A 12,439-nucleotide genomic window follows, 5' to 3' on the forward strand; every position below is an offset into this window, starting at 1 on the left:
TGAGCTGAACATGTCAGCATCAGTCCTTTTTGATTATTGATGAAAAGTCGGTTTATAAAAGGAACGGTTTTCAAGTGCGAATACACGTTCAGTGTACTCACCCGGCTTCACGCGCTCCAGCGCTCTGTCCATCATATTCATTTTCGCATCCAGATTATCAATATAGTGCAAAATTTCCGCTTCTTTTACCATCGGCGGTTTTGGGCTGCCCCACTCTGCTTTGCCGTGATGGCTCAGAATCAAGTGCTGAAGAATCAACACCTCTTCAGAATCGATTTGAAGCTCCTCAGCCGCTTTGGACAGCTCTGTGACCATAATGGAAATATGGCCAAGCAGATTGCCTTCTACTGTATAGGAAGTGGAAACGGGCCCGGACAGCTCTTTCACTTTTCCGAGATCGTGAAGGATAACTCCTGCATAAAGAAGATCACGGTCAAGAGACGGATATAAATCAGCAATTGCTTTTGCCAGATTCAGCATAGAGACGACGTGATACGCTAAACCTGAGACAAACTCGTGATGATTTTTCGTAGCCGCCGGGTAATCCATAAATTCTGCTTCGTGCTTTTTGACCAAATATCTTGTTATCCGCTGGATATTTGGATTTTTCATTTCAAATATATATTGAGTGATGGTATCCAGCATTTCATTTTTCGGAATCGGCGCAGTTTCCAAAAAATCATCAATATTGACGTTTTCATTCTCGCTCACCGGTCTGATATTTCTCAGCTTCAGCTGGGTGCGTCCGCGGTAATGGTGGACATCCCCCACAACCTTAACGATCGTCTGCGGCGCATAGGTTACTTCATCACTTTGCTTGGCATCCCACAGCTTGGCTTCAATATCACCTGACTGGTCTTGAAGCATCAGAGTTAAAAACGGTTTTCCATTGCTTGCAATCCCTTTTGTTAAGGATTTGATCAATAGATATTGGTCAACCTGTTCGCCAACCTCATGTAGCATAATCCCTTTAGCCATACTATTAAAGCTCCCTCCGTATCTTACATAATATCAGTATATCACATACCGATTTTCAGCTATATAACCTCATTTATGATACTAAATGGATGATTTGATCACTTTGAAACGCATTTTTTACATGTTCATGGCATGTAAAATAGAAAATCTGCCGTTCTCCTCCTGATAAAACAGCAAGCATTTCCAGCACACGGTTCAGACGTTTCTGATCGAAATGTACAAAGCTGTCGTCGAGCTGGAATGGCAGCATTGCCCCATCCTGACGAGTAACGGCCAGAGCGAAACGAATTGCTGTATACAGCTGTTCACACGTGCCCTGAGACAGCTCTTCCGCCTGAAATACCGTTCCAGCGCTGTTCATGACCATGATGGAATCATCTGTTTCGGAAAAATAAATCGATTGATAGCTGCCGTCAGTCAGCGGGCGGAAGAATTCTCCAGCCGTCTCCAAAAGACGCGGCAGGCCGACTTTTTTATGCCGCTCCATTTTGTTTCTGATCACATGTCTGACCATTTGAATCGATGCCCATTTTTTTGCAGCTTCTTTCACACGCTCTTTTTGCATTTCGGTTTGCAATTTGAGATCTGAGACCAATCCCGAAGCCTCTAGCTGTTCCTGTTTGACCAAAACCATTGCGATTTGAGCGCGCAGCTGTTTCAGCTCCTCATCGAGCCGTTCTTTTTTTTCATGTTCCTGCAGTCGTTTTTGTTCCAATTCAGAAAGAGTGCCGGAGCCCGCCAGATGAAGTTCTGCTGAGCTGACACCTTGAAGCTGCGCATTTACGTTATACAGCTTTGTGTCAATATCCTTCAATTTCTTGCTGATATCGGCTATGGCGAAAAACTCATTTCTGTCTTTTGCACCCGCCTCAGTGAATAATTGTTCGATCTGCGCTTGGAAATACCGTATTTCTTGCTCCAGCTCCAGCACCTGCTCTTCGTGATATTGGATATCTGTTTCAATTTCTCTTTTTTGTTTCTCGATCTCTTTTTCGCGTTCTGCATTTTTCCGCAGTGCGTGAAGGACATCAGCCACGGGGGTTTGAGAATCGTTTTTGTCAGGATGCAGCATTCTGACGCGTTCCTCAAATGTCCGCCGATGCTTTTGAAGTCTCCCGGCTTCGATCGTTAGCTCATGTTTTTTCTTCACTTCTTTTTTTACATCCTTCATTACATTGTAAGCATCCAGCAAGAAGGAAGGGTCTTCCTTAAATCCGAGTTCATTCATGAATTGCTCAGCTTGGCTGAAGGAGGGAGCCATATCGGCCTCCCATTGTTCGAATTGCTGGATGATCCTTTCGTAAGCTGCCTCTTTCTGCTGGAGCTCTGCCCGCAACGATGTGAGGTGCTGTTTATTGCGGTCATCCTCCCATAACGCTTCTCTAATCGCTTCGGCTTCTCGCGGAGAAATATCCGTCTCTGGCTCTTTCCTCTCCCTTACTTCTTCAGAAGACAGCGGCTTTCTGCCAGTTGTAAAGGCATACAGCATGAGTGCAGCGCCGACGCATATGGCTGGAATCCATTGCCCCAGCAGCAGAAAGAGAACCATGAAGAGAATGCCTGCTGCAATCATGATCTTCTTGTGTTTCGCCTGCTGCCTTTCGAAGAACTTCAGCTGTTCCCTCAGTTTCATCTGCTCTTGATGCTGTCCCTGTGCTTTATCATATGCTGTAAGAGCGGCTTCTTTTTCTTTTCTTTGGCTGTTTTCAAGTATAGCGAAAGATACGTCACGAACTGCCCTTTCAGCGTCTTCCAGCTCGCGCCGCGCCGCTTCAAACGCTTCGTCGAGCTGTCTTTTTCTGTCTCTTGCCTGCACGTAATGCCGCACCGCCTGCTGGAGCTGCCATTCATAGTCATAGGACGTGTTCATATTCAGCAGTTCATTTTCATCTGTTTTATTCAGCTGCTCCAGCCCGGCCGCTGCCTGTGAAGAGGACTGGCGCAGCTGAGCCTGGATGGCGGCAAGCTGTTCCCCGTAGGATTGGTACATATGAAATGCTGATGATAGCTCTAGAATAAGCGCTTCATTCGCCAATATATCCTCATTCGGGTTAAGCTTTTGCAGCTGTTTGTCCAACTCTGCAAGCTTTACCCGAAGCGCCTCCAGCTGTGCGGATTTCGGATGAAGATGGGATTCATACTTTTCTAATCGATGTAATCCGTCAGCAGGGAATTGCCCCGCATGCTCCGGATATTGTCCAACCGCCTGTTCCAGCAAAGTTTTTTCGATTAGCACCGGCTTCAGTTCAATGGCTCTGTCGATGTTTCGAATATGTTCCGCAGTCTCTTTCATCTCTGTTTCAGCAGCAGCAAGACGGGACTCGAGCGTTCTTTTCTCCTCAAGAAGCTGCTGATAGCCCGCCTCCTCCGCTTCAGCCTGCTTCAGCTTTGCTGCCAGCTGCTTCAGCGTTTCCAGCTCCTGATTCAAATGAGGATTTCGGCCGTTTGGTTTAAAGAGCCTTTCGCTTTCCTTCATCAGTCTTGAATCAAGCTTTGATACGGCTTCAGCGCCAAATAGACTGGAAAACAGCAGGAATTCTCCAATCTTGTCCCGATTAAAGGCGTGAATTTCCTGCAATCCGAATACGTCAAACGAATAAATGGCTTTGTACAGCGCCCTGTCCGTACCCTGGAACAGCTGCTTCAGAAAATCTTCCTGCTTTACTTCTCCGGTTTCTGTGTACACCCTTACCTTCTCAGCGGTTCCTTTCGTCCGTTCAATCTTCATCACGCCGTATTCAGGGTGCTCAGCCTCAAGAACACCGCCATACACACCGCCTGATTTCGGTTCATATTTTTTCGATTTCGGAAAACCAAACAGCATGCTTTCGATAAATGACATCATCGTCGTTTTTCCTGCCTCATTTAATCCGTAGATTAATTGGACAGGCGAGGCGGAAAAGTGAAAGGTTCGATTTAAAAATTTTCCGTATTGGTAGATATGTATTGATATGATTCGCATAGCTTTCACCGCCTCATGACTCAAGCACCTTAAGCTGTCTTTTCAATAAAACCTGTGCCTGCTCTTTTATTTCCTTTATTTCCCCTTGACTAAACCGGTCTGCGTGTCTCCTATATACAGGATGCCGCTCAAGTCCTTCAAGCACACCTGCAAGATCAGTCTGTTCAATGTCTTCCAATAAACCGCCGAAAAAAGGATCAAGGCTCTTAAGCTCTGCTTCATTTTCCGTCTCATCTTCCAATGAGAGCGGCCATATAAAATTCTCCTCGTCCACCTCTTGCTCCTGAAAGGCTTCAAGGAGCTCGTCCAGTGAACCTCTCGGCGCATCCGATAACCATTCTGGCGCGGTCCCCTGTAATACGAGCTTCACACAAGCAGGAGTCCCTTTTTTCCGCAGCTTTGAAAACGTGTCCTCGACAATTTGAAAGAGCGCGGTCATATTCTCTATCGCTGACACATCAACTTCTGCTTTCTCCCACAGGACGTCATGCGCTTTCTTAAATTCATAGGAAATATCTCCGCGCTCCACACGGACAAGATAAAAGCCTTTATCTCCTGTCTCCTTCATATGGCGCGCTTGAGGATTTCCCGGATATATCACGGCCGGCTTCCCGGCAGAAAGAACCTGGCGTTTGTGAATATGGCCAAGCGCCCAATAATCCATCCCGCTTTTCACAAGATCATCCTGAGTAAACGGGCAATATGGATCGTGTCCTTCAGATCCTGATAACGTGCCGTGGAGCATCCCGATATGAAAGGGCGCGTCAGTTGATCTCCGGTAGCGGGCGGCTTGGTTTTCCGTCACAGCTCTGGTCTGATAGCTGAAACCGTAAATGCTTGCTGCGCGCCTGCCATCCTTATAAAACGATTTTTCTTCAGGGACTGGGGATGTAAACATGTGAACATTCTCCGGCCATTCAATCGGCGTCCATTCTCCGCCGAGATGATCATGGTTCCCAAAAATCACATAGACTGAAATCCCGTACTCTCTAAGTCTATCGAACTGTTTTTTCAAAAAGAGCTGCGCCTTTAAACTTCGATTGGCCTCATCAAACAAATCCCCCGCCAGCAAAACGAAATCAACGTTCTCTGTGATTGCAGCGTCTATGATATGTCTCACGCTTGAAAACGTGCTTTCTTTGATCCGGGCAAAAATGGGTTCCGGCAGATGCGATATCCCGTAAAACGGGCTGTCGAGATGAAGATCTGCCGCATGAATAAAGGTTAGATCAGTCAACATTCTGCTCCTTTCCAGGATGAAGTACCCTTATTTTAGCACCGATTTCTTACGAATGCACGTTCTGTCAAAACGAATACAATCAAAAACAGCCTGAGCATCCCCAGGCTGTTTTCCAATCAGCTTTTTGACAAACGCAGCGCTTGTTTGATTGCTTTAAACGCGCTTGAGTTGCCGTAAATCAAGACGCCGCCTTTATAAATTCTGGCGCCAATGACGGCAAGTATGATAATGGTGAGCAGTGTTATCCCGATGCCGGCAGCCGCCTGCCAAAACGGAATATCAAGCATGCCGACGCGTAAGAACATAATCATCGGCGTAAAGAACGGGATAAACGATGTGACCGTAATAAATCCTGCGTCCGGAGCGTTTAGTCCGAACATGGCAATCATAAAACCGGCAACCACCAACAGCGTCATCGGTGTGATCGTTTGCTGCACGTCCTCTATTCTGCTGACGACGCTGCCAAGAAACGCGGCCAGTGTCGCATATAAAAAGTAACCGAGCAAAAAGAAAATAACAGCATATATCACGGTAGAAACGGGAACGTCGGTCAGATTAAGAAAACCGCCGACAGATGAAGCCGTTTCGCTCGTTTTGTTCAGCTTCAGCGATAGATATCCGGCAGAAATAATGACAGCAAGCTGTGTTATTCCGACGAGGCCGATGCCTAACAGCTTTGCAAACATTTGCTGGATCGGCGGCATGCTTGAGATGAGGATTTCCATGACACGCGAAGATTTTTCGGTCGCAACCTCCATCGCAATCATGCTGGCATACATAATAACTGAGAAATATATGACAAACAGCATAATGTAAACAAGCCCCATCGCCTGCCCCAGCTCTTCCTCAGACTTTGCCCCCTCTTTCAGCGCCTCCTGCCCGACAGTGACAGGCGCATAGAGGCTGCTGATGGCTTCCTGCGAAACGCCGAGCTCCTCTGTTCCAACAGCGGTTTTTGTTTGTGTTAACGCCTGCTGCAGTGTTTGATACGTGCTTTCATCCGAAATCGTTAACGCTTTGTACGTCCCTGAGATCGTCCCTTTTTCATCTCTTTTGATAATGAGCATCCCATCAAGCGTTTCCTCTTTGACTTGCTTTATAACCTTTTCCTCTGATTGCTTAGACTGCTTCACATCAAGATCGCTGTCTGTATCGACTGCTTTCAGCTGCTTAGAGAAAATCGGATATAATTCGTTTGTTTCATCAATAACAGCAATTTTCTCTTTTGTATCTTCTCCTTGAAACATGGAAATGATCGATTCTAAATTGGTGACAGCCAATACAAGCAGAACCGTAATGACAGTAGAAATAATAAAAGACTTTGCCATAATCTTACTTTTGTATGTATGAGAAAGCATGATCAAAAATTTATTCATAGACGGCCCCCACCTTTTCTATAAAAATATCATGGAGTGACGGCTCTTCAAGCTCAAACTTTCGAATAAATCCTTTTCCTTGGAGCATGGCGAAGATCTCTTGAGAGATGTCTTCATTGGCAATTTGCAGCTTTACGCCGCCGGCCGTTTCTTTCCATTGCGTAATTCCTTCATGCCCCTGTAAAAAATGCAGATCGTCGTCGGAATGAATGGTCACATTCTTTTTGCCGAATGAACGTTTAATTTCCTTCAGTCTGCCTTGCACAACAGGTTTCCCTTTTTGCAAAATACAAAGGTGCTCACACAGCTCCTCGACATGCTCCATCCGATGGCTGGAAAATAAAATCGAGACACCGCTGTTTTTCAAAGAGATAACAGCCTCCTTCAACAGCTCGACATTGACAGGGTCCAGCCCGCTGAATGGCTCATCGAGAATCAGCAGCTCAGGCTTATGCAAAACCGACGAAATAAACTGGATTTTCTGCTGGTTTCCTTTTGAAAGCTCTTCTACTTTTTTATTCTCGTATTCTGTTATATTGAAGCGTTCAAGCCATGTTCCGAGCTCTTTTACGGCTTCGCGTTTCTCCATGCCTTTTAATCTTGCCAGATAGACAAGCTGGTCCTTTACCTTCATTTTCGGATATAGTCCGCGCTCTTCCGGCAAATATCCGATTTTGTTGCTCATACTGTAGTTGACGGGACGGCCTTTCCAGCTGATCGTACCCTCCGTAATGCTTAATAAGCCGAGAATCATGCGAAAGGTCGTCGTTTTTCCCGCTCCGTTTGCGCCTAAGAGGCCAAACATTTGCCGTTCCGGAATTTCCAAATTCAAACCGTCAACCGCTTTATAATCTCCAAATGTCTTCGTTACGTGATCAATCGTCAGCACCGAATCTCCTCCTTCCCTGACCCATTATATACTATATTTGGTTAAAACATAATAAAGGATTTTGGTTTGCTATTTAGAATATAAATGAAGAAAGAACGATAAATGATGAAGTTGGAGGCGAAATATGATGGCGGAGTATTTTCTTACGGCTTTTGATCCTTCGGGAGAAACACTGATAAACGAGCGATTTGAGGCGGAAAACGAAGATGCGGCAAAACAGCAGGGTGAAGCCCTGTTAAAGGAAAAAGAGCTTCATAGTCATACCCATCGTTTAGTGAATGCAGCCGGAAAGCTGATTTTATTTCAGAGATGATCAGCTTCCCGGCTGATCTGTTATGCTTGAAACTTCGGCTCCCGTTTCTCTAAAAATGCACGGATTCCTTCCTGGTGATCTTTGGTCCTCCTCATTCTCTCCTGGGCTCTTCGTTCAAGAGCCAGCACCTTCTTCAATTCATCAATATGGAGTCTTTGAAAAATGGCTTTCGTCTCAATCATTGCCAATAGGGGCGAGGCTAAAAGCGTTTCAACATAAGGTCTTGCACCTTCCATAGGATCTCCGTTAAATGTTCCATCCAAGAGACCCATGCCAGCCGCTTCTTCAGCGGATAGCTTTTTCCCGCTCCAAATCAGCTTTTTCGCTTTCGCTTCCCCAATCCTTTTTTTCAGCAAATAATGTCCCCCGCCATCAGGAACAAGGCCGATGCCGATAAAGTTCATTGCAAGAACGGCATTTTTCTCCGCAAGCACAATGTCAGCACATAGTGCTAAACTCAAGCCCAGCCCCGCGGCAGCACCATGGACAGCGGCAATTGTCACTTTTTTCATTTCGTATAACGTTAAAGTAATGGCTTCGATCGTATCCATCAGCTGCCTAAATTGATCAGGGTCATGCTCAGAGGTCATCATCCTTATATCGCCGCCTGCCGAAAAACCTTTTCCGGTACCTCTCAGGAGGACGATGAGCGCCTCGCTTTCAGAAACCTTTTCACACGCCTCCTTCAGCTCGAAAAGCATTTGCTCATTCAAGGCGTGATGAGCATCAGGGCGATTCAGCACAATTTCTGCCACAGGCCCCTTCAGTTCATATTGAATATAATCCATATGAAACACCTCCATGTATACGCTTTCTTTTTTTCTTTCTCATATACATTCCCCGCCGTCCTTAAAGAAACCTTTTTTATTTTTCAAGGTCAATAGATACTGAAAAATGCATATCATTTGAATGGGAACATAAAGTTTTATATAGTGAAATGGAAGGGATATAGAATGAGAAAGGGGGAAGGTAACATGGATAAATTGCTGATCAGCTTTCTATTAAGCTTATTTATGGTGTGCTTTCCCCCTTCTGACGTGGTCCTGCCCTCCCAGTTTGATGCAAGCACTGACAGCTATGTGCCAATGGCCTCATATCCGAAAGAATCACAATCAGCCAAAGCGCCTTCACCGGGCAGTCTGCATCTGGCGGAGTTTATGAAAGAGTACAATCCATTGGCGCAGTCGATCAGAACGTTATCTGTCAAGCCGCTTGATGATCCTCACATCAACAGGCTGGAAAGGGTTTGTGCCGTCCCTGTCAAATACCAGTCTAATTACCTCCGAATATGAATGTATACCGTTTTGTTTGTACCCTATCTTTTATGCCAACACTACATTCGGAGGGATTTTCATTGAATATAAAAGAAAACGATTTGCCGGGAATCGGCAAAAAATTTGAAATTGAAACAAGAAACCGCGAAAAAATGACGATTATCATTCATGATGACGGAAGAAGGGAAATCTATCGGTTTGATGACCGGGATCCCGATGAGCTTCTTTCCAATATTTCATTGGATGATTCTGAAGCAAGGCAAATTGCCGCCATTTTGGGCGGCATGGTCTATAAGCCGCAGGCGCTGGAATCCATCGAGATGGCGTTTAGCGACCTCATTATTGAATGGTTTAAGGTGGAAAAAGGCGCGAAGTCAATCGGGCGCACCCTCGGCGAACTTGATGTCCGTCAAAACTATGATGTCACTGTCATCGCCATCATTAAACACAACCAGCAAAAGTTTTTAAATCCGGGTGCGGACTCGGTGATTGAAGAAGATGATACCCTTGTCCTCTCAGGTGAAAGAAAGCATCTGAAGAAACTGACTCATGATTTTCTTTCTAGAGAGGGCGTGTGATCAGCGGATGGATCATCTTGTGTTTGAAGTCGGAACCGCGCTTGTGCTTGTGGCAATTGCCAGTGTCATCGCAAATAAAATTAAGTTTTCAATTATCCCGTTTCTCATTATTTTAGGGATGCTGCTTGGCCCTCATGCCCCTAAAGTCGGGATCATTGACCTCACGTTTATAGAAAGCAGTGAAATCATTGAGTTTTTCGGGCGGATGGGCGTGCTTTTCCTCCTTTTCTATCTCGGACTTGAATTCTCTGTCGGAAAGCTGATCAAATCTGGAAAATCCATCGCAATTGGCGGATCAATTTATATTTTGATTAACTTCACCCTCGGCCTGCTTTATGGCTTTATCACCGGGTTTTCTTTTCTGGAAGTCCTCGTGCTGGCAGGCGTCATCACCATTTCTTCAAGCGCGATCGTCGCAAAAGTGCTGGTCGATTTAAAAAGAACGGCCAACCCGGAAACCGAGCTGATTCTCGGCATTATTATGTTTGAGGATATTTTCCTTGCCGTGTATCTGTCTGTTGTTTCCGGCCTTGTGCTTGGAGACGCGACATCAGTCGGGGGTGCGCTTTTGTCCATTCTGATCGCATTTGGCTATATGCTGCTGTTTTTTATCGCGGCCAGAAAGCTCCCGCCGCTTTTGAATAAGCTGTTGGACATACGCTCAAACGAAGTGTTTATTATCGTCATTTTTGCAGCGCTCTTTTTCATCGCCGGATTTTCAGAGACAATTCATGTGGCAGAAGCCATCGGCGCGCTGCTGCTCGGTTTGGTCTTTTCAGAAACAGAGCATTCCGATCGGATTGAGCACCTTGTCGTTCCGTTTCGCGACTTTTTCGGCGCGATGTTCTTTTTCAGCTTCGGCCTCAGCATAGACCCGTTTTCGCTCGGTGAAGCGGTTTGGCTGGCATTGGGAGCTGTGATCCTGACCATATTCGGAAACTTTATCGCCGGAATGGTGGCTGGGCGCCGCGCAGGGCTTTCTCATAAAGCCTCATCCAATATCGGTCTTACGATCGTATCACGGGGAGAGTTTTCGATTATCGTTGCCAACCTCGGCATAGCCGGCGGCCTGTCAGTTACATTAAAGCCGTTCGCCGCATTATATGTCCTCATTCTTGCGATTTTGGGGCCGTTATTAACAAAAGAATCAAAATGGATTTACCGCCAGCTGAACAAGGTGTTTAAATGGAAGCCGGACGTTCAGCCTGTGAAAAAACTGCGGGGATAAAAAAAGCAGCACTGTGATCAGTGCTGCTTTGACGTTCTCTCAAAAATCCGCTCTAAATATTTGATCTTTTCGTCCGTGTAGTGCTCAAATCGGTCATTGTATGATTTCGGGTCTTTCGGATTGGCAAAGTGTGTAATTTTCCCTGTATCCGGATCAATAAATTTACTTGCCGCACCGCAGCCGATGCCGATAATCGTCTGCACCTCTTCCATAATCATAATGTTGTAGATGCTTTCCTGGCCCGGAATCGAGTACCCGACGTTTTCCAGATTTCCAAGAATATTTTTCTGGCGGTATAAATAATAAGGCACGTATCCATGCTCTTTCGTCCAAGCTACCGCATCATCCATCATTTGAGAAACTTCTTCTCTCCCGGCAACTTTGTATTTATGTTTGTTTCTTGTCATTTCTGACGCCCGCTTAAAGGAAAGGGTGTGAACAGTCAGCGATTCCGGCATCAGTTTCTCGGTTTCTGAAAGGCTGTGTCTGAACTCCTTCACGCTTTCGCCAGGCAAACCGATAATTAAATCCATATTGATATTATTCATGCCGTGCTGGCGTGACAGATGATATTTTTCAATGGTCTCTTCCACCGTATGATGACGGCCGATTGCCTTGAGCGTTTCGTTTTCATAGGATTGCGGGTTAATGCTGATCCGGTCAATATCGTATTTGTTCAACACGGCAAGTTTTTCTTCAGTAATCGTGTCGGGGCGGCCGGCTTCCACAGTAATTTCCCGAATGTTTTTCACATCCGGGAAGGAGCGGACCATTTCTTCATACAGAAGATCCATCTCTTCCGCTGTAATGCTTGTAGGCGTCCCGCCGCCAAAATATATGGTTGTGACCTTGACGTCATGCTCCTTCAGCCATTCGCCGATTTTCTGCATTTCGTAATGCAGCCCCCATAAAAATGAGCCGACTCTGCCTGCTTGTCCTTGGATGGCGTATGCAGGGAATGTGCAATACGCACATTTGGTCGGGCAGAAAGGAATACCGATATAAATACTGACTTCGTCCTTTACTTGATACAAATCAGGAACTGCCGCCAGCTGCCTGTCGACAATTTGCTGCATCAATTCGATTTTCTCATCATGAATTAAATAGTCTTTTTTCAATTCTGCATGCGCCTGTTCCTTCGGCATCCCGCTTTGCAGCTTTTTATGAAGCAGCTTCGTCGGACGGATTCCCGTGAGGATTCCCCACTTTTGCGTCATGCCCGTATGCGCTTGAAGTAGATTTAAGTAAACATAAGAAATTGTGTTTTTCACTTGTTTGAAAGCTTCTTTTTCATTCATATCAGGAGAAAAAGCTTTAGTATGGTGTTCCTTAATTCCGGTTCCTTTCACTTCTCCTGAAACCGTCACATGCTCATCCGTTTGCGTGCACGCTAAAGAGATGACAAAATCCGCCGGCTCCTCTCCGCCGTAGACAAGATCGCATTCCTCATAAAACAAATTTGCGATATTTTGCAGTGGCCGATGAAGGCGGTCATCGTGTATGCCTTCTATTTTCATTTGCAACTTCATCACCTAATTTATCAGATTCAAAACTTTCTTTAGTGTACAGAAATAAACAGCTAAAATCAATCCGGCAAAAAA

At 45.6% G+C, this 12,439-nt stretch carries 11 protein-coding genes; 4 read left to right on the forward strand and 7 right to left on the reverse strand.

All coding sequences use genetic code 11. The features are described from left to right. Nucleotides 1-33: 33 nt before the first annotated feature. The 5 genes from yhaM to LNN34_RS11185 form a co-directional block, all read right to left on the reverse strand. Complete coding sequence (gene yhaM, locus LNN34_RS11165; protein WP_024120773.1) at nt 34-978, reverse strand: 3'-5' exoribonuclease YhaM; 945 nt, start codon at nt 976-978, stop codon at nt 34-36. 73 nt (nt 979-1,051) lie between these two features. Further along, nucleotides 1,052-3,949, reverse strand: a complete 2,898-nt coding sequence (locus LNN34_RS11170) for an ATP-binding protein (RefSeq protein ID WP_229043382.1) — start codon at nt 3,947-3,949, stop codon at nt 1,052-1,054. 4 nt (nt 3,950-3,953) lie between these two features. Continuing rightward, complete coding sequence (locus LNN34_RS11175; protein ID WP_059293123.1) at nt 3,954-5,180, reverse strand: metallophosphoesterase family protein; 1,227 nt, start codon at nt 5,178-5,180, stop codon at nt 3,954-3,956. 116 nt (nt 5,181-5,296) lie between these two features. Further along, the gene (locus LNN34_RS11180; protein WP_229043384.1) at nt 5,297-6,556 is read right to left on the reverse strand and encodes an ABC transporter permease; all 1,260 of its coding nucleotides are present in this window, start codon (nt 6,554-6,556) and stop codon (nt 5,297-5,299) included. Next, nucleotides 6,549-7,445, reverse strand: coding sequence for an ABC transporter ATP-binding protein (locus tag LNN34_RS11185; RefSeq protein WP_202647139.1), 897 nt, complete (start codon nt 7,443-7,445; stop codon nt 6,549-6,551). The genes LNN34_RS11180 and LNN34_RS11185 overlap by 8 nt, the downstream gene beginning before the upstream one ends. Nucleotides 7,446-7,572: 127 nt before the next feature. Here LNN34_RS11185 and LNN34_RS11190 point away from each other — a divergent pair, with 127 nt between their 5' ends. Further along, nucleotides 7,573-7,758 carry a YhzD family protein gene (locus LNN34_RS11190; RefSeq protein WP_059336506.1) on the forward strand — a complete coding sequence of 62 codons (186 nt, stop codon included), beginning with the start codon at nt 7,573-7,575 and terminating at the stop codon, nt 7,756-7,758. Between the two features lie 20 nt (nt 7,759-7,778). On the opposite strand, the gene LNN34_RS11195 is transcribed toward LNN34_RS11190, so the two are convergent. Further along, a complete protein-coding gene (locus LNN34_RS11195) occupies nt 7,779-8,546 on the reverse strand; it encodes an enoyl-CoA hydratase (protein ID WP_229043386.1) in 768 nt (255 codons plus the stop codon). 165 nt (nt 8,547-8,711) lie between these two features. Between LNN34_RS11195 and LNN34_RS11200 the strand changes: the two genes are divergently transcribed. The 3 genes from LNN34_RS11200 (at nt 8,712) to khtU (ending at nt 10,838) form a co-directional block, all read left to right on the forward strand. After that, complete coding sequence (locus LNN34_RS11200) at nt 8,712-9,050, forward strand: hypothetical protein (protein WP_229043388.1); 339 nt, start codon at nt 8,712-8,714, stop codon at nt 9,048-9,050. A 62-nt stretch (nt 9,051-9,112) separates the two neighbouring features. After that, a complete protein-coding gene (gene khtT / locus LNN34_RS11205; protein WP_010333581.1) occupies nt 9,113-9,610 on the forward strand; it encodes a K(+)/H(+) antiporter subunit KhtT in 498 nt (165 codons plus the stop codon). 7 nt (nt 9,611-9,617) lie between these two features. Further along, nucleotides 9,618-10,838: a K(+)/H(+) antiporter subunit KhtU gene (gene khtU, locus LNN34_RS11210; protein WP_229043390.1), complete on the forward strand. Its 1,221-nt coding sequence runs from the start codon at nt 9,618-9,620 to the stop codon at nt 10,836-10,838. A gap of 17 nt (nt 10,839-10,855) precedes the next feature. Here the strand turns inward: khtU and LNN34_RS11215 are convergent, their stop codons facing one another. Further along, nucleotides 10,856-12,361, reverse strand: coding sequence for a coproporphyrinogen III oxidase (locus LNN34_RS11215; RefSeq protein ID WP_229043391.1), 1,506 nt, complete (start codon nt 12,359-12,361; stop codon nt 10,856-10,858). Nucleotides 12,362-12,439: the final 78 nt, after the last annotated feature.

The sequence above is a fragment of the Bacillus sp. AF23 genome (assembly GCF_020861455.1).
GTDB classification, from domain to species: domain Bacteria; phylum Bacillota; class Bacilli; order Bacillales; family Bacillaceae; genus Bacillus; species Bacillus halotolerans.